Source organism: Sphingomonas sp. MA1305 (genome assembly GCF_016107325.1).
Lineage (GTDB): Bacteria > Pseudomonadota > Alphaproteobacteria > Sphingomonadales > Sphingomonadaceae > Sphingomonas.
The window spans coordinates 730,370-746,839 of the sequence record NZ_RCVT01000002.1 but is presented as its reverse complement, the minus strand read 5'-3'; the positions used below and the strand labels follow the sequence as shown (position 1 = coordinate 746,839).

Sequence of the window (16,470 nt, the reverse complement as noted above, 5' to 3'; positions counted from 1 at the left end):
CCGATGAACAAGCTTCTCGCCGGCGGCCGCGGCGCTGCCCTGCCGCTCGCCATCCTGCTGCTCGTGCTGGTGATGGTCGTCCCCATCCCCAAGCAGCTGCTCGACGTCTTCTTCGTCGCCAACATCGCGATCAGCCTCGCCGTGCTGATGGTCGCGCTCAACGCGCAGAAGCCGCTCGACTTCAGCGCCTTCCCGACCGTGCTGCTGTTCGCCACGCTGTTCCGCCTCGGCCTCAACGTCGCCTCGACCCGCATCGTGCTGGTCCACGGGCATGAGGGCGAAAGCGCGGCGGGCCATGTCATCGAGGCGTTCGGCACCTTCCTGATCGGCGGCGACTATGTCGTCGGCATCTTCGTCTTCGCGATCCTAATGATCATCAATCTGATCGTCGTCACCAAGGGTGCGGGCCGCGTATCGGAAGTGTCCGCCCGCTTCACCCTCGACGCCTTGCCCGGCAAGCAGATGGCGATCGACGCCGATCTCAATGCCGGCCTGATCACCCCGGACCAGGCGAAGGCGCGCCGCGTCGAGGTCGCCACCGAAGCCGATTTCTACGGGTCGATGGACGGTTCGTCCAAATTCGTGAAGGGCGACGCGGTCGCCGCGATGCTGATCCTCGCCGCCAACATCGTCGGCGGCCTGATCCTGGGGCCGGTCAGCCACGGCATGGGCATCGCCGACGCCGCCAAGACCTATATCCTGCTGGCGATCGGCGACGCGCTGGTCGCACAGCTGCCCAGCCTGATGCTGTCGATCGCCGCCGCCGCGATCGTGACGCGCGTCAATTCCGAACACGATCTCGCCGGTCAGATCGGCAGCCAGTTCGGCTCGTCGCGCACCTGGACTCCGGTCGCCGCGATCCTGGCATTGCTCGGCATCCTGCCCGGCATGCCGCATCTGGTGATCCTGCCCGCCGCCATGATCGCCGGCTTCACCGCTTGGAAGCTCCGCCAGATCGAGACGCGGCCGAAGCCCGCGCCGGTCGAGGAAGCCGCCGCCCCCGCCGATCCGTCGAAGATCGGCTGGGAAGAAGTCACCGACGCGATGCAGGTCAACCTCGACGTCGGCTATGGCCTGGTGCCGCTGGTCGACGAGCGCCGCGGCGCCCCGCTGATGGGCCGCATCACCGGCGTGCGCCGCCAGCTGTCGAAGGAGCTGGGCTTCGTCGTGCCGCAATGCCGCGTTCGCGACGACATCAACCTCGCCCCTTTCACCTATCGCATCCTGATCAACGGCGTCGTCGTCGGCGAGGATCAGGTGTCTCCCGACGAGATGCTCGCGCTCGACACCGGCCAGGCCTATGGCGATCTCTTCGGCAAGAAGGCCAAGGACCCGACCTTCGGTCTCGACGCGACCTGGATCCCGACCAGCGACGCCGATGCCGCGACCGGTGCAGGCTATCTGGTCGTCGATGCCGGCACGGTGATGGCGACCCACCTCAATCATCTGCTCGGCCAGAATGCCGCACAATTGCTGGGGCCGGACGAGGTGCAATCGCTGCTCGACGGGCTGAAGGACCGCGCCGCGCAGCTCGTCGCGTCGCTGACCCCCAATCCGCTGCCGCTGACCACGCTGACCCAAGTGCTCAAGGGCCTGCTCGCGGAGAACATCCCGCTCAAGGAGTTCCGCCGCATCGCCCAGGCGATTTCGGTCGCGGCGACGCGCGCCGCCGATCCGGAGGACATCATCGAGCTGATCCGCCCCGAGCTCGGCCCGCTGATCATCCAGAAGCTGTGCGGCGTGCGCGAGCCGCTGCGCGTGATGACGCTGGAAGGCCAGCTGGAAGGGCTGCTCGGCCAGGCCGCGCGTGCCGACCAGTCGCGGCGCCACGTCATCGAACCCGATCTCGGCCGCCGCATCGTCGATGCGCTGCAGCAGGCCGCGCAGCCGATGATCGCCGAGGCCAAGCCGTTCGCGCTGGTCGTGCAGCCGGCGATCCGCCTGGCGATCCGCAAGCTGGTGCGCACCGTCCTGCCCGACACGCCGGTGCTGTCGTTCTTCGAAGTGCCCGAGGAGAAAGCCGTGGAAGTCGTCGCCGTGATCGGCGCGCCCCAGCCGCATCAGGCGCTGGCGGCATGAGTGCCGAACCGATGAAACAGGCGTTCGCCGGCGCGCAGCCGCTGACCTATGCGCCGCGCCGCCGGCCGGAGGCGGACAAGGAGGCGCTGGTCCGCCAGTATCTGCCGCTGGTCCGGCGCATCGCCTGGCACGTGCATGGATCGATGAGCACGATCGTCGACGTCGAGGATCTGGTGCAGATCGGTCTGGTCGCCCTGGTCGAGGCGGTCGGCCAGGCCGCCGAGCAGGGCGCGCAGTTCCGCGCCTATCTGCAGACCCGGCTGCGCGGCGCGATGATCGACGAGCTGCGCCGCCAGGCGACGACGACGCGCGGCGCGATGCGCCGCCGCCGCCGTTACCAGGACGCGATCGCGACGCTGACCCAGGCGACCGGCCATGCGCCGGACGAGGCCGTCGTCGCCGCGCATCTCGGCATCACGATCGAGAAACTGCGGGCCGACTATCAGACCGCGGACGCGATCCGCTTCGAGACGATCGACGAGGTCTATCAGGACGATCTGCCCTGGTTTGCGGACGATACGCCCGATGCCTTCGAGCAGCTGGCCGAAAGCGACCTGCGCGACACGCTGATCGCCGCCATCGAACGGCTCCCCGAGCGCGAGGCCCTGGTCATCCAGCTCTATTATGTCGAGGAGCTCAACCTCGAGGAGATCGGCCAGGTGATCGGCGTCGGCTCTGCACGCGTCTGCCAGATCAAGGCCGCCGCGCACGCCAAGCTGAAGAAGGCGCTCGCCCGCAAGGTGTGACGTCCGCTAGCCCGCGACGGTGCGCAGCAGCACGGCGCCGTGAGCCGGCACCGCGAAGTGCCGCGTCGTTGCCGGCACGTCGATGCCGCGCCCCAGATCGCGCAGGCGGCCGGCGGCGATCGACTCCGGCACGCTGATCGTCGCGGCAGCGTCGGTGCGATTGAACAGGGCCACCGCCTGGCCGGCCCCGCTGAGCGGCTTGGTCCATATCTCCAGGCCGTCGCTCCGCAGCAGCGGCTGGCCCTGCGCGCCGAGCGCGTCCTGATCCACCGCTACCACCTCGCGATTGGCCAGCAGCGCCAGTGCCGTCCGGCTCGTCTGCCGCAGATCGTGGCCCATCAGCAGCGGCGCGGGCGATCTCCTGGTCGACTCGCCGGACGCCGTCGGCGGCGTCGTCGAACCCTTCGCTCGAGCATAGATCGTATTTGAGATAGTCGACGCTCCATGCGGCGAAGGTCGCCGCATCCTGGCGGACGTGGCCGTCGCTGCCGACGTAGCCGGCGCAGGTGCGCGGGCCGGGCGAGGTATAGAGGCCGAGCCTCAGTCCCTAAGCATGCACGTGATCGGCCAGCGGCTTTATATCGGGAAAGCGCGCATCGGGGCACGGCCGGCCGGCCTGCGCGATTATGCGCTTACCAGATGTCGCCGGCCAGGTGCAGCACCCCGCCTTCGTTCCCGGCGGTCCAGCACCGCATCGGGTGGCCAGCGTGCCGCGGATCGCCCCGTCGTCGCCTTCGACCTGCATCATGGTCACGCCGGGACAGGACGGGGCGACGGAAGACGATCCCTTGACCGGTGCATAAGCGCGTCGCGGCCGGACGCAGGAGGACCCCGGGTGGCCGCATGGCCAACCGGGGTCCCGTCGCGCGCTCTCCTTGGGGGAAGAGCTCGTCCGTCGGCGCCGATACCCTTGGGGGGCGGTGCCGGCGCCGTTGCCGGATTACTGGAGCAGCTTGAGCACGCCCTGCTGCGACTGATTCGCCTGGGCGAGCATCGCGGTCGACGCCTGGCTGAGGATCTGCGCCTTGGCGAGAGCGGTCGTCTCGGCCGAGAAGTCGGTGTCCATGATCTGGCTCTTGGCGGCCGACAGGTTGGTCGAGTTGGTGGTCAGGTTGTTGACCGCCGACTGCAGGCGGCTCTGGCCGGCGCCGAGCGAGGCGCGGGCAGTGTTGACGTCGGTCAGCGCGAGATCGACGTTCGCCATCGTCGTGCCGGCCTTGGTCGTGTCGCTGACGTCGAGCGCCGACGCGGCGATGTTGGCTGCGGTGATCTTCTTGCTGGTCAGCGTGACCGTGTTGGCGCTGTCGGCACCGGTCTGGATGACGGTCGACACGTCCGCCGAGGTGCTGAACATCGCGGTGCCGTTGAACTTGGTATTGGTCAGGATGTCGCTGATCTGCGAGGTCAGCTGGCTGACTTCGGTCTGCATGTTGGTGCGGTCGCTGTCCTGATAGGTGCCCGACTTCGACTGGACCGCCAGCTCGCGGATGCGCTGCAGCATGTTGGTCACTTCGCCGAGAGCACCGTCGGCGGTCTGGGCCATCGCGATGCCGTCGTTTGCGTTGCGGATGCCCTGGTTCATGCCGCGAATCTGCGCCGTCATCGTGGTCGAGATCGCCAGGCCGGCGGCATCGTCCTTACCCGAATTGATGCGCGATCCGGTCGAGAGGCGCTCCATCGCCGTCGACAGGCTCAGGTTGGCGGAGGTGGACGCATTCGCTGCGCGCAGCGAGGCAACGTTGGTTCCGATGACACTCATGTGATTTCTCCAATTGCTGCGGCGATCCCCGCCGCCCCCAGAGCGGAGGGCCGAGCCGCCAAATGGGGTAACGGCCGGCCTGCGAACGGTTTTAGGGAAAAATCGTGCGGTCGATCCGGTCCGGGCATTCCGGCAGATCGCGCCGCGGCCGCGGCCGCGTTTTGCGACCGGATCGCCGCGCGGAATCCTCCTCTACGTGCGCGCGCGTAGCGGCGCGGGAGCGCTCGGACGCGCGCGGCCGGAAATATTTTGCCGGGCGGCTGCCGCTTTAACGGCGCGTTTACCACCCTTGCCGCAATAAAACCCTGTCCTTGGGGGATAACCATGCGTTCGATTTTTCCTTCTGCCGCCGTTTGCTCTCGTCGTTACGCGCTCGTGTCGAGCCTGCGGGCGCAGGGCTTCGGCATCGGCTCGTGCGAATCGGTCCAGCCGACTGCTGCCGACATGTTCCTGATCGCCGACGGCGAGGTGCCGCCGGCACCGGCGCGCACCGTGATCCTGGGTGAGGACGGCCGCCATGTCGTGCCGTCGGTCGACGGCAATCCGGCCCGTATCGCCTTCGGCCCCAACGACACCGCGGTCGGCAACGGCTTCGCCCGCGCGCTGCTCGCCGGCCCCGACACACCGACCGCGGCGGACCCCGAAAGCCTGGCGCTGCTCGCGCTCGCCGAGCGCGTCGCCCAGGCCGACATCACCGTGCTGATCAACGGCCCGACCGGCACCGGCAAGGAAGTGCTGGCGCGCGCGATCCACAACAATTCCCCCCGCCGCAACGGCCCGTTCGTCGCGATCAACTGCGCCGCCTTGCCGGAGACGATGCTGGAGGCGCTGCTGTTCGGTCACCAGAAGGGCGCGTTCACCGGCGCCTCGTCGGGCGGCGAAGGCTTCTTCCGCGCTGCGGACGGCGGCACCATCCTGCTCGACGAGATCGCCGAGATGCCGCTGCAGCTCCAGGCCAAGCTGCTGCGCGTGCTCCAGGAGCGCGAAGTCGTGCCGATCGGCGCCAGCACGCCGCAATCGGTCGACGTGCGCGTCATCGCCTGCGCCAACCGCGACCTGCAGGGCGAGGTGGCGGCCGGCCGGTTCCGCGCCGACCTCTACTACCGCCTGTCGGTCTTCCCGCTGGCGACCAAGCCGCTGGCCGAGCGGCCGCAGGACATTCCCGCACTCGCCGCGACGATGATCCTGCGTCACGCCGGCCACCGCCAGATCGTGCCATGGCCGACTGCGGAGGCGATCGAAACGCTGCTGCGCCACGAATGGCCGGGCAACGTTCGCGAACTCGAGAACGTCATCCAGCGCGCGCTACTGTTCGCCGCCGGCGACACGATCGAGGCGAGCCACATCGTCTTCGACCGGCCGATCAGCTTCACCTTCCAGCGTTCGGCACCGGCGCCGGTGATCCCGCTCCATGCGCCGGTCGCCCCGGCCGCGCCGGTGGAACCCGCGACGTTGGGTAACGTCGTGCAGATGAGCGAATTCCAGGCGATCCGCGAAACGCTCGCCGCCTGTGGCGGCAGCCGCATCGAGACCGCACGCCGCCTCGGCATCTCGGAGCGCACACTGCGCTACCGGCTCGCCAAGGCGCGCGAACAGGGCGAAGATCTGGCGCGCCCGGTTAGCCTGGCGGCCTCGGCATGAGCGGGGTGTCCGGCGTCGGCGGCGCGATGAGCGTCGACCGGGTGATGGCGCTGCGCGCGCAGATCCTCGAACGCAACCAGGCGCTCGCCCGCGCCGGCTCCGGCGCGCCGGCCGGTGGCGCGGAGGCGACGGGTGCGGCAAAGCCGACCAGCTTCGCCGACACGCTGCAGGACGCGCTGAAGAGCGTCAACGAGGGCCAGAACCAGGCCAGTGCGCTGTCCGAAAGCTACGAACGCGGCGAGACCGTCGACATCGCCAAGGTGATGCTCGCCCGCCAGCAGGCGTCCGTCGGCTTCGAGGCGACGCTGCAAGTCCGCAACAAACTGCTGTCCGCTTACAAGGACATCATGAGCATGCCGGTGTAACGCGCCATGAGCACAGCCCTCGCCACCACCAATTCGACCCCGGCGGCCCTTCCCGAGAAGTTCGCCAACCCCTTCCTCCAGATCAAGGGCGTGCTCGCGCAGCCGGCGGTCCGCCGCAGCCTGCCGATGGCGCTGCTCGTGTCGCTGATCGGCGCCGCGGCGCTGGCGTGGATGACCTTTTCCACACCGACGCAGAAGACGCTGTTCACCGGCCTGACCGACGCCGACAAGCAGGCGGTGTCCTCCGCGCTGACGCAGGCGGGGATCGCCAGCCATATCGACGACGGCACGGGTGCGCTGACCGTCGACGAGGACAAATACAGCAAGGCGCGGATGCTGCTCGCCGGCCAGGGCCTGCCCAAGCAGGCGCCGGGCGGCTATGCGATCCTCGACCAGCTGCCGATGGGCGTCAGCCGTGCCGTGGAGGGCGAGCGCCTGCGCCAGGCGCGCGAGACCGAACTCGCCCGCTCGATCGAGGAGATCGACGCGGTCGCCGAGGCGCGCGTTCATCTTGCGATGCCGGAAGCATCGGTGTTCGTCCGCGACAATGCCAGCCCGTCCGCCTCCGTGGTCATCAAGCTACAGGGCGGTCGCGCGCTCAGCGACGCGCAGGTCCAGTCGATCGTCAATCTCGTCGCCTCGTCGGTGCCAGGGATGAAGCCCGAGAGCGTCACCATCGTCGACCAGATGGGCGCGCTGCTTTCCAAGCCCGGCGCCGGCGGCGGCGCGGGTAGCGACAGCGACAAACGGCTGCAGGTGCAACGCCAGACCGAGGACAAGGTCCGCCAGCAGCTGACCCAGCTGCTCACCCCGCTGGTCGGCGCCGGTAATTTCACCGCCGAGGTGCAGGCCGACATCAACCTCGACGAGACGCAGGCGACGCGCGAGAGCTTCGACAAACAGGGCGCGCTGCGCGCCGAGACGGGCAATTGGACCGGCAATCAGGCGACCACGCCGACCACGCCGGGCGGCATCCCGGGGGCGCTCAGCAACACGCCGCCGCCCGCCAGCCAGTTGTCGACGCCGCAGCCCGCCAACGGCGCCAGCGGCCAGCCGGCGAGCGCCGATCCGACCCCGGTCGCCGGCGGCCCGGCGCCCAATCCCAACAAGCAGACCGACAGCTTCCAGCGCGCCTATGACCTGGGCAAGGAAGTCTCGGTGACGCGCAACGCGCCCGGCTCGATCAAGCGCCTGTCGGTCGCCGTGCTGCTGCGCGACCCGGCGACGGGCAAGCGGACTGCGGCGGAGATACAGCAGGTGACCGATCTGGTGAAGAGCGCGGTCGGCTACGACCAGGCGCGCACCGATCAGGTGACGGTGATCAGCCGCAAGTTCGCCGATGCGACCGACGCTGCTGCCGGCCCGAAATGGTACGACAATGCCTGGCTGCCGGTGCTCGCCCGCAACGCGACCGCCATCGTCATCGCGCTGCTGGTGCTGCTGCTCGGCGTTCGTCCGCTCGCCAAGGGCCTGATGAAGAAGCGCGAGGAGGCGACGACCGCCGGTGCGCTTCCGATCGGCGCGGCCGATGGTGCGCTGGGCGGCAATGTCGGCATCACCGTCCATGAGCCGGTCAGTCTGGAGCGGCTGGAACAGCAGGGCGGTATCGACAATCGCATCGACGCGGTGCGCGGCTTCACCCGCGACAATCCGGCACGCGCTGCGCTGGCGCTGCGTGACATGATGAAGGCGGACGAAAAGTGAGCGAGGTCGCCGCTGCCCCCCGCACCTTCACCGGCGTCGAGCGCGCCGCGGTGCTGATGATGCTGGTTGGCGAGGAAGAAGCCGCCGCGATGCTGCAGAAGCTCGATCCCGACGAGGTGCGCGAATTGGGCGCCGCGATGTTCACGGTCGCCGACGTCTCCGAGGACGAGATGGCGGCGGTGTTGGACGACTTCACCGGCAAGGCGCGCGAGCGGACCGGCATCACCTTCGATCCCCGTGGCAAGGTCGAGGCGATGATGACCCGGGCGCTCGGCAGCGAGAAGGCCGAAAGCATCCTCGCCCGCATCCATCCCGGCGACGCCGCCGTCGAACTCGACATGCTCGGCTGGCTCGACGCGCCGGAGATCGCGGCGATGATCGAGAAGGAACATCCGCAGATCGCCGCCGTGCTGATCGCCAACCTCGATCCCGCGGTCGGCGGCAAGGTGCTGGAGCTGCTGCCAGAGGGCGTGCAGCCCGACATCCTGCACCGGATCGCCAAGCTCGGCCCGATCAATCCCGATGCGATCGAGACGCTGAAGACGCTGATCGCCAACCGCCGCAGCGGCGCCTCCGCCGCGGGCGTGGTGCTGGGCGGCACGCGCGAGGCGGCGAAGATCCTGCAGGGCGCGCGCAAGGCGACCGAGCAGCGTGTCATGCCCAAGCTGTTCAAGATCGACAAGGAGGTCGCCCGTGCGATCGAAGAGGCGATGTTCGTCTTCGACAATCTGCTGGAGATGGACGACAAGAGCCTGGGCACGCTGATCCGCAACGTCGACGGCGACATCCTGTCGCGGGCGCTGAAGGGGGTCGACGAGAACGGCCGCAACCGTTTCCTCGGCTGCATGTCGGCGCGCGCCGCCGATGGCATCCGCGACGAGATGGAGGCGCGCGGGCCGATGAAGCTCGCCGAGGTGCTCGACGCGCAAAAGGCGATGATCACCATCGCGCGTAATCTCGCCAAGGACGGCACGATCGTGATGGGCGGGGGCGACGACGATTATGTCTGATGCCTTTGCATCCAACGGCGGTGCGGTATCGGCCGACTTCGTCGCCGGTTTCGCGGTCCGCCACGACACGCCTGCGCACATGCTGGCGGCGGCGCTCGCGCCCCGCACCGGCTTCACCCCGCGCGACATGTGGGACCGGATCGCCCGTGAGATGGCGAGCGACGGGCCGGTCGCGCCCAAGCATTTCAGTCCCGCCGACGGCCAGGCGAGCAAGCCGACCGAAGGCTGGGATCCGCTCGATTGCGGAGCGGAACCGAGCGGCTTCATCGACCCGGTCGAAACCGCCCATGCCGCCGGTTATGCCGAAGGCTTGGCCGCTGCGGCAGCGGCGGCGCGCGAAAGCGGCGACCGCGATCGTGCGCTGCTCACCGAGCTGACCGCGGCGCTCGCCAACGGCCACCAGCTCGACCGCGAGCGGATCGCCCGCCAGCTGCGTCAGACCGTGCTGCTGCTGGTATCGCGCCTGGTCGGTGAAACCGGCGTCGCGCCGGACATCCTCAACGCGCGGATCGCCGCGGCGTCCGAACTGCTCGCCGATGCGAGCGAGGCGGCGCTGTTGCGACTCAACCCGGCCGACGTCGCGCTGGTCGAAGGCTCGCTGCCCAAGTCGATCTTCGCCGCCGGCGATGCCGCGGTGCCGCGCGGCGGCTTCGTGCTCGAAAGCGCCTCCACGGTCGTCGAGGACGGCCCCGATCTGTGGCTCGAACAGCTTGCCCAAACGATCGACCGCATCCCCGTGCCGCCGCTCGCCGCGTGATGCTCAACCGTTTCACCGCCGACTATCTCGACACGCTCGGGATCGCCGACTTCCGCCCCGCGCCGAAGGTGTCGGGCCGCCTCGCCTCCTATGACGGCTTGCTGATGGAGGCGGTCGGCCTGTCGCTGCCGGTCGGCACGGTGTGCGAGATCGGCGGCCATGGCGACAGCAAGGTCGAGGCGGAGGTGATCGGCTTCCGCGGCGGTCGCACCCTGCTCATGAATCTCGGCGGTCCTGCGCCGCTCTTGCCAAAGGCGCCGGTGCGCCCGATCGGCCCTCCCGGAGAGGCGGAGGTCGGCGCGGCCCTGCTCGGCCGAGTCGTCGACGGTGCCGGCCGACCGATCGACGGGCTGGGGCCGATCCGCGGCGCCGGCAGTTGGCCCCTCGCCGGCAAAATCCAGTCGCCGCTCGATCGCGGCCGCGTGCTCGAGCCGCTCGACGTCGGCGTGCGCGCGATCAACGGCCTGCTGACGATCGGCCAGGGCCAGCGCGTCGGCATCATGGCCGGCTCGGGCGTCGGCAAGTCGGTGCTGCTCGGCATGATGGTCAAGGCGGCCAAGGCCGACGTGATCGTCATCGGTCTGATCGGCGAGCGCAGCCGCGAGGTGGCCGACTTTCTGGAGACCAAGGTCGCCGGTGCCGCCCGCGCCCGCTCGGTCGTCGTCGCGGTGCCCGCCAACCATTCGCCCGTGCTGCGCATCCGCGGCGCCCTGCGCGCCACCGCGATCGCCGAGGCGTTCCGCGCCGAAGGCAAGAAGGTGTTGTTGATCATGGACAGCCTGACCCGCGTCGCGCACGCCGGACGCGAGATCGGCCTCGCCTTGGGCGAGCCCGCCAGCGCCCGTGGCTATCCGCCCTCGGCGATCGCGATGCTGCCCAATCTGATCGAACGCGCCGGCACCGACGTGGCCAGCGGCGGCTCGATCACGGCGATCTACACCGTGCTCGCCGATGGCGACGACGGGAACGACCCGGTGGTCGATTCGGCCCGCTCGATCCTCGATGGCCATATCGTGCTCAACCGCCATCTCGCCGAACGCGGCGTCTATCCGGCGATCGACATCGGTCCGTCCGTCAGCCGGGTGATGACCGACATCACCGGCGCCGATCATCTGCGCGCCGCGCGCGTGCTGCGCCGGCATCTCGCGACCTATGAGGAAAATCGCGACCTGGTGCTGATGGGCGCCTATCGTCACGGCGCCGATCCGGCGATCGACGCCGCCATTGCCTGCCACCCGGTGGTGATGGAATATATCAAGCAGGCCGCCGACGAGACCGTGTCGCTGGACGATGCGATCGCCGAACTGACCGGCGTCTTCGGTGGCTGACGCGAAGAAGCTCGCCCGCATCCATCGGGTGCGCACGCTCCAGCTCAATCTGACCCGCGCCGACGAGATGCGCGCGCAGGAAAAGCACGCCAGCGAGACGATGCTCGCCGGTCGTATCCAGGCGCTGGCCGATGCCGTGGCGCCTGCCGCCGCCACGACGTTCGGCGGCGCCTCGCTGGGGGCGCAGGCGCATTTCCGCGAGCGGCTGCACCAATCTGCTGCGGCGGCGCAGGCGCGCGTGTCGATGGCGGAGCAGTTCGCCGCCCAGGCCGCCGAGGCGACGCGCAGCGCCAAGCGCGACCAGAGCGCGGTCGAAAAGCTGCTCGAACGCGCCCGCCGCGAGGCTTTGGTCCGCGAGATGAGGGCGCTCGAAGAGACACCGCCGACCGGCCGCCAGGGCATTCGGCACGATCCTTGCTGATGCTCTGAGCGATGGTGGGCGGTCCGCGCCCACCCGCGACGAGAGAGCCCGATGATCAACCCCGCCGCCGCCATTCGATCGACCGCCACCGGCGCCACCGCGCCCGGAGCGAGTGCGGGCGACGGCGCGGCCTTCGCCCTGTCGCTGTTCGCGGTCGGCGGCGACGCGGCGCTGACGCCGGATACCGACCGGCAAACGCTTGCCGTTCCCGGCATCACCTTGCCGGCCGCGGCGGTACTGACGGTGCCGACAGCTCCGGCTGTGCAGACGGCGGCGACCGTGACCGGCGGGATGCCCGTCTTGCCAATCGCGGAGGCAGCCGCATCCACACCGCCGCCTGCCGATGCCGCGATCGACACGGTTGACCCTGCTCTCGCCTGGTTGCCGGCGGTACATCTGCCGGTGCCGACACCGCTGCCGAAATCAATGCCGGTAGTGGCGGACCCTGTTGGCATGCGGAGCGACGATATCGCTGCGACCGCAGTCGCGGACGACCGGACTGCTGCGACAGTGACGAGCTCGGTTCCGGTTCTGCCGGTGTCGGCGCCGCCGAAACCCATGCTGCCGATCTCCGCTGTGGCGGTAGCGGTGGCGCCAACGCCAAGACCTGCGACGCCTCCCGCTGCTATGCCGCAGGTTTTGCAGGATCAGCCTGTTCCGGCCGCTGCCATGCCGACTTCGCCCGATACAGCGGCGCCCCCGTTATCGACGGCAACACCGGCTCCCCTAGCGCCGGCCACCGTGACGCCGGCCACAGTGACGCCGCCCCCCGTGACGCCGACCCCCGTGACGTCCAGCATCGTGACGCCCCAGTCGACGAACGACCGCCGTTCCCCCTCCGACGCATTCCGTGCGACGGTGTCGGTAGCGGCGCTAACCGCCACGCTGCCGCCCATCGCGACGATGGAACCCGCTGCCGATTCGGTTCCAGAGTGGGTGGCCGCCCCCACCGGTGATACCGCCAGCGACGCAGCGCCCGCCGTCAACGTCCTGCCTTCCGAAGCCAAGACCGGCGTCGAGAACTTCGCCCCGATCGCTGCGAAATCGAAGGCACGGACCCATCTGTCTGTGTCCCCCGCGCCTTCGCCGAATGAGCCGGCGATCGTCGCGGACGCGGCCGTCAAGATCGACACCGACGGCAGCGAGTCCACCGACGTGCCGTCCGACGACGGAAGCGATAAGGACGCGCGGTCTTTGCACGCCGATGGCGTGGCATCGGCGCCCGCCGCGACGATCCAGAATCCCGTCCAATCTGTGGACACCTTCGCCGTCGTAGCGCCGCCGCCACACGTCGAGGAAGGGCCCGTCATCGCGCTCTCCGCCCCGGTCGGGCCGCGCCCGATCGCCGAGGCTCCGACCGCCGCCCCGTCAGAGGCGCCGGCAATAGGGAATCGCGCTCCGATCGAGGCGAGCGCCGCGTCGCCGCACACTTCTCCCACGCCGATCACCCCCGCGGCCCTGGCCGCTGCGTCAGCGGCTGCATCCGCCCCCGCTGCCACGCCTTCGGAGCCGCAGCCGGCAACCCAGCCACCCGCTGCCGAGGCCGTGCGCGCGGCGGTCGCGCCGCAAGTGACGCGCGATCCGGAGGTGCCGGCCGCCGCCGCCACGCCACAGCCCCAGACAGCGTCCGCGACGAATCCCCGCAGCCGGCGTGCGGCGGCGCCCGTGACGTCGACAGCCGCCCTGCCCGCGCCCGCCATTCCGACGACGACGGCCACCGTAACCAGCGCGCCGCTCACCCGATCAACGCCGGCTGTCACGGCCCGGCCTGATGCGATCGCGACGACACCGCACCCCGTCACCACCACGCCGATCCGTGCCGAGCGTCTTGCCACCGAGGCTCCGGCCCAGGCCGGATCGCCTGTGCCATCCGCATCTTCCCCGCCCGCCGCCAAGGCCGGCTCACCGGTCCCGCCGACCGATACGGCATCCCTGCCGCTTCCGGACGCAACCGCCCTGCCCGGTGTCGACGCCAGCCCTGTCGCCACCGCCGCACCGGCCGAACCACGCCGCCCAAGCTTCATCCGCGAAGTCGCCGGCACGCCGCCGCAGGCGGTCGCGCTCGCGCCGCAGCTGGCCCCCGCCCCATTGCCCGCAGCGGGCGTGACCGCCTCGGCGGCAGAGGTATTCGGCGCCGCGATCCACGCTGCACAGACGCGCGACGATGCGTCGACCGAGCCGGCCGCGCCTGGCATCGCCGTCGCCGCGCCTGCCGTCACCGCCCCGATCGCGGCGACAACCGACACCGGCGGCCAGATGCTCGACCTGCGCCAGGAGCGTTGGCCGCATGCGATGATCGACCATATCGAGCGGCTGCGCGATGCCGCCGACGCTGGTGACACGCGCATCCGTCTCGTGCCCGACGCGCTCGGCGCGATCGACGTCGCGGTGCGGCGTGACGGGGACGCCGTCCACGTCCACTTCGTCGCCGAACAGGCGACGACGCGGACCCTGCTGCAGGATGCCCAGCCCCGCCTCGCCCAGGCGGCGGAGGAGCGTGGCGTCAAGCTCGGCCAGACCAGCGTCGATCATGGCGGCAACGGCTCGACCGGCAGCGGCACCGGCACCGGAAGCGGCAGCACTAATAGCAATGGCAGCGGCACCCCCGCGGGCCAGACCGGCGCGGGCTCGCAGCAGCCGCAACCGCAGGCCCGCCAGACCCCGACGCGCCCCGCCCCGGCCCGGCCGGCGCCGCGTGACCCTTCCACCGACGAGCGCGACCCGGCCGACGCAGGCCGCCTCGCCTGACCCATCGATAAGGACGAACCATGAGCGACAAACCCGACGACGACACGCCCAAGAAGAAGAAGGGCAAGAAGAAGATACTGGTGATGGGCCTCGGCGTGCTGGTGCTGCTCGGCGGCGGTGTCGGCGCGGGTGTCTATGCCGGATCAAGCGGATTGATCGGCCATCACGGCGCCGCCAAGGAAGAGGACAATGGCCCCAAGCTCGTCCCGAAGGCCGAGCAGAAGCGCCCCAAAGCAGGCGGCGAGGGCGGTGAGGGCGGCCATGGCGGAGGCGAGAGCAGCGCGAGCGGCGGCAAGCACGTCCCGTCGGGCGGCGGCGGCGACCGCTATGCGTCCAACTATTACACGATGGACCCGTCCTTCACCTCGAACCTGAAGGATTCGGTGCATATCGCCCAGGTCGGCCTGGCGATTTCCACGCCCTTTGACGACACCGTCATCGAAAACCTGAAGACCAACGACATCGCCGTCCGTTCGGCGGTGCTGATGACGCTGGGCGACACGCCGGAGGAGCAGATTTTCACCTCCGAGGGCAAGCAGCAGCTGCAGGTCCGCCTCGCCAAGGCGATCAACGCGGTCCTGGAGCAAAAGGAGGGATTCGGCGGGGTCAGTAACGTTTACTTTACCAGTTTCGTTGTTCAGTGACGGCATGGTTAACGCCCAGACAACCACGACTGATCGACGGACGCGCGACCGCGCGACCGCCGCGCATGCGTCGGTGCTCGGCGCCGCCAAGCTCAATCCGTTCGGCGACCTGCACACGCTGCAGCATCTGTCGGCCCGGCTCGCGCGCAGCTTCCGCGGCCTGTTCGAGCCGATGCTGCGGCGCGAGGTGCGCGCCTGGGCCGAACCGCTCGTCGTACAGCGGTTCGGCGATTACCGCGCGGAACGCGCCGAGGCGCTGACCGCCTGGCTGCCGATGGCGATGGTCCCGCCGGGCGGCAATGCCCTATGCGTGCTCGACGGCGTCTTCGTGCTCGAGTTGCTCGACCTGTTCTTCGGTGGCATCGGCGTTGCGCCGCCGGTCATCCCGACCGAATTCTCGCCGGCCGGCGAGGCGATGGTGTCACGGCTCGGCGCCTCGATCGCGGTGCCGCTGCGCGCCGCCTGGGAGCCGCTTGCCAAGATCGACTTCACGCCTGGCCGGGTGGAAGTATCGCCGACCATGTTGTCGGTCGATACCGAGGACGCGATGATCGTCACGCGCTTCGGACTGGCGGCGGGCGACGACAAGCCCGTCTTCATCGATCTGCTCTACCCGGTGGCGACGCTGAAGCCGCACGGCGCGACGCTGACCGGCAAGGTGCTCGCCAAGGCGGAGGCCGACCCGGCGTGGCGGACCCAGCTGACCCGCGCGACGATGGGTGTGCGCTTCCCGATCCGCTCAGTCCTCGCCGAACCCGTCGTGTCGCTGTCCCGGCTGATGAACCTCAAGGAAGGCGACATCATCCCGATCAGCTTCGGCCCGGAAGTGCCGGTCATGGTCGGCAACGACCTGCTCGGCCGCGGCACCGTCGGCACCGCCAACGGCCATGCCGCCGTCCGGCTCACCCATATCGCGCATCTCGACGTCGCATCCGCGGGCGTCGGCCTCGACGAAGGACAGAATCCATGAACGACATGACCGGCGGTTTCCCGGTCGACGCGGCGGTGGCGGCCAATTTCCGGCTGCTGCAGGACGTCGATGTCAAGCTGACCGTGGAGATCGGCTCCACCCAGCTGACCCTGCGCGAACTGCTCGCTTTGGGTGAATCGAGCGTCATCGAGCTCGACCGTCAGGCCAACGAACTGCTCGACGTCTTCGTCAACGGCACGTTGATCGGCCGTGGCGAAGTGGTGACGGTCGGCGATCGCTTCGGCGTGCGCATGACCGAGCTCGTCTCCCCCGAAAAGCGCGGCTGAGGCGGTCTTCC

15 protein-coding genes and 1 pseudogene are annotated in these 16,470 nt (G+C 69.7%); 13 read left to right on the top strand and 3 right to left on the bottom strand.

The window, feature by feature from the left end; genetic code table 11:
• Positions 1-3: 3 nt before the first annotated feature.
• Both flhA and fliA read left to right on the top strand, forming a co-directional pair.
• Positions 4-2,079 carry a flagellar biosynthesis protein FlhA gene (gene flhA, locus D9601_RS11510; protein WP_198354140.1) on the top strand — a complete coding sequence of 692 codons (2,076 nt, stop codon included), beginning with the start codon at positions 4-6 and terminating at the stop codon, positions 2,077-2,079.
• Complete coding sequence (fliA, locus tag D9601_RS11505) at positions 2,076-2,825, top strand: RNA polymerase sigma factor FliA (RefSeq protein WP_198354139.1); 750 nt, start codon at positions 2,076-2,078, stop codon at positions 2,823-2,825. Before flhA ends, fliA begins: the two co-directional genes overlap by 4 nt.
• Positions 2,826-2,831: 6 nt before the next feature.
• Here the strand turns inward: fliA and D9601_RS11500 are convergent, their stop codons facing one another.
• The 3 genes and pseudogenes from D9601_RS11500 to D9601_RS11495 form a co-directional block, all read right to left on the bottom strand.
• Positions 2,832-3,164 carry a hypothetical protein gene (locus tag D9601_RS11500; protein WP_198354138.1) on the bottom strand — a complete coding sequence of 111 codons (333 nt, stop codon included), beginning with the start codon at positions 3,162-3,164 and terminating at the stop codon, positions 2,832-2,834.
• Between the two features lie 76 nt (positions 3,165-3,240).
• A pseudogene (locus tag D9601_RS20235) lies at positions 3,241-3,369 on the bottom strand (glycoside hydrolase family 27 protein); the annotation flags it as partial.
• 396 nt (positions 3,370-3,765) lie between these two features.
• The gene (locus tag D9601_RS11495; RefSeq protein WP_198354137.1) at positions 3,766-4,584 is read right to left on the bottom strand and encodes a flagellin N-terminal helical domain-containing protein; all 819 of its coding nucleotides are present in this window, start codon (positions 4,582-4,584) and stop codon (positions 3,766-3,768) included.
• Positions 4,585-4,908: 324 nt separating this feature from the next.
• Here D9601_RS11495 and D9601_RS11490 point away from each other — a divergent pair, with 324 nt between their 5' ends.
• The 11 genes from D9601_RS11490 to fliN are packed head-to-tail and all read left to right on the top strand — an operon-like array spanning position 4,909 to position 16,459.
• On the top strand, positions 4,909-6,225 hold the full coding sequence (locus D9601_RS11490) for a sigma-54 interaction domain-containing protein (protein ID WP_198354136.1): 1,317 nt from the start codon (positions 4,909-4,911) through the stop codon (positions 6,223-6,225).
• A complete protein-coding gene (gene fliE / locus D9601_RS11485) occupies positions 6,222-6,590 on the top strand; it encodes a flagellar hook-basal body complex protein FliE (protein WP_198354135.1) in 369 nt (122 codons plus the stop codon). Before D9601_RS11490 ends, fliE begins: the two co-directional genes overlap by 4 nt.
• 6 nt (positions 6,591-6,596) lie before the next feature.
• Positions 6,597-8,294, top strand: coding sequence for a flagellar basal-body MS-ring/collar protein FliF (gene fliF, locus D9601_RS11480; protein WP_198354134.1), 1,698 nt, complete (start codon positions 6,597-6,599; stop codon positions 8,292-8,294).
• Positions 8,291-9,304, top strand: a complete 1,014-nt coding sequence (fliG, locus tag D9601_RS11475; protein ID WP_198354133.1) for a flagellar motor switch protein FliG — start codon at positions 8,291-8,293, stop codon at positions 9,302-9,304. The genes fliF and fliG overlap by 4 nt, the downstream gene beginning before the upstream one ends.
• Positions 9,297-10,061 (top strand): FliH/SctL family protein, encoded by a 765-nt coding sequence (locus tag D9601_RS11470; protein ID WP_198354132.1) that lies wholly within the window; start codon positions 9,297-9,299, stop codon positions 10,059-10,061. The genes fliG and D9601_RS11470 overlap by 8 nt, the downstream gene beginning before the upstream one ends.
• On the top strand, positions 10,061-11,389 hold the full coding sequence (locus D9601_RS11465; protein WP_198354475.1) for a FliI/YscN family ATPase: 1,329 nt from the start codon (positions 10,061-10,063) through the stop codon (positions 11,387-11,389). The genes D9601_RS11470 and D9601_RS11465 overlap by 1 nt, the downstream gene beginning before the upstream one ends.
• Entirely contained in the window at positions 11,382-11,810 is a 429-nt protein-coding gene (locus D9601_RS11460) for a hypothetical protein (RefSeq protein WP_198354131.1), read from the top strand. The genes D9601_RS11465 and D9601_RS11460 overlap by 8 nt, the downstream gene beginning before the upstream one ends.
• A gap of 51 nt (positions 11,811-11,861) precedes the next feature.
• A complete protein-coding gene (locus tag D9601_RS11455) occupies positions 11,862-14,558 on the top strand; it encodes a flagellar hook-length control protein FliK (protein ID WP_198354130.1) in 2,697 nt (898 codons plus the stop codon).
• 20 nt (positions 14,559-14,578) lie between these two features.
• The gene (locus tag D9601_RS11450) at positions 14,579-15,202 is read left to right on the top strand and encodes a flagellar basal body-associated FliL family protein (RefSeq protein ID WP_198354129.1); all 624 of its coding nucleotides are present in this window, start codon (positions 14,579-14,581) and stop codon (positions 15,200-15,202) included.
• Positions 15,203-15,206: 4 nt separating this feature from the next.
• Positions 15,207-16,172 carry a flagellar motor switch protein FliM gene (locus D9601_RS11445; protein WP_198354128.1) on the top strand — a complete coding sequence of 322 codons (966 nt, stop codon included), beginning with the start codon at positions 15,207-15,209 and terminating at the stop codon, positions 16,170-16,172.
• Entirely contained in the window at positions 16,169-16,459 is a 291-nt protein-coding gene (gene fliN, locus D9601_RS11440) for a flagellar motor switch protein FliN (RefSeq protein WP_198354127.1), read from the top strand. The genes D9601_RS11445 and fliN overlap by 4 nt, the downstream gene beginning before the upstream one ends.
• Positions 16,460-16,470: the final 11 nt, after the last annotated feature.

What these genes read in the sequence shown, in the direction of transcription:
- flhA (WP_198354140.1), top strand. Translation starts at nt 4, where the DNA reads ATGAACAAGCTTCTCGCCGGCGGCCGCGGCGCTGCCCTGCCGCTCGCC.
- fliA (WP_198354139.1), top strand. Translation starts at nt 2,076, where the DNA reads ATGAGTGCCGAACCGATGAAACAGGCGTTCGCCGGCGCGCAGCCGCTG.
- D9601_RS11500 (WP_198354138.1), bottom strand. Translation starts at nt 3,164, where the DNA reads ATGGGCCACGATCTGCGGCAGACGAGCCGGACGGCACTGGCGCTGCTG.
- D9601_RS11495 (WP_198354137.1), bottom strand. Translation starts at nt 4,584, where the DNA reads ATGAGTGTCATCGGAACCAACGTTGCCTCGCTGCGCGCAGCGAATGCG.
- D9601_RS11490 (WP_198354136.1), top strand. Translation starts at nt 4,909, where the DNA reads ATGCGTTCGATTTTTCCTTCTGCCGCCGTTTGCTCTCGTCGTTACGCG.
- fliE (WP_198354135.1), top strand. Translation starts at nt 6,222, where the DNA reads ATGAGCGGGGTGTCCGGCGTCGGCGGCGCGATGAGCGTCGACCGGGTG.
- fliF (WP_198354134.1), top strand. Translation starts at nt 6,597, where the DNA reads ATGAGCACAGCCCTCGCCACCACCAATTCGACCCCGGCGGCCCTTCCC.
- D9601_RS11470 (WP_198354132.1), top strand. Translation starts at nt 9,297, where the DNA reads ATGTCTGATGCCTTTGCATCCAACGGCGGTGCGGTATCGGCCGACTTC.
- D9601_RS11465 (WP_198354475.1), top strand. Translation starts at nt 10,061, where the DNA reads ATGCTCAACCGTTTCACCGCCGACTATCTCGACACGCTCGGGATCGCC.
- D9601_RS11455 (WP_198354130.1), top strand. Translation starts at nt 11,862, where the DNA reads ATGATCAACCCCGCCGCCGCCATTCGATCGACCGCCACCGGCGCCACC.
- D9601_RS11450 (WP_198354129.1), top strand. Translation starts at nt 14,579, where the DNA reads ATGAGCGACAAACCCGACGACGACACGCCCAAGAAGAAGAAGGGCAAG.
- D9601_RS11445 (WP_198354128.1), top strand. Translation starts at nt 15,207, where the DNA reads ATGGTTAACGCCCAGACAACCACGACTGATCGACGGACGCGCGACCGC.
- fliN (WP_198354127.1), top strand. Translation starts at nt 16,169, where the DNA reads ATGAACGACATGACCGGCGGTTTCCCGGTCGACGCGGCGGTGGCGGCC.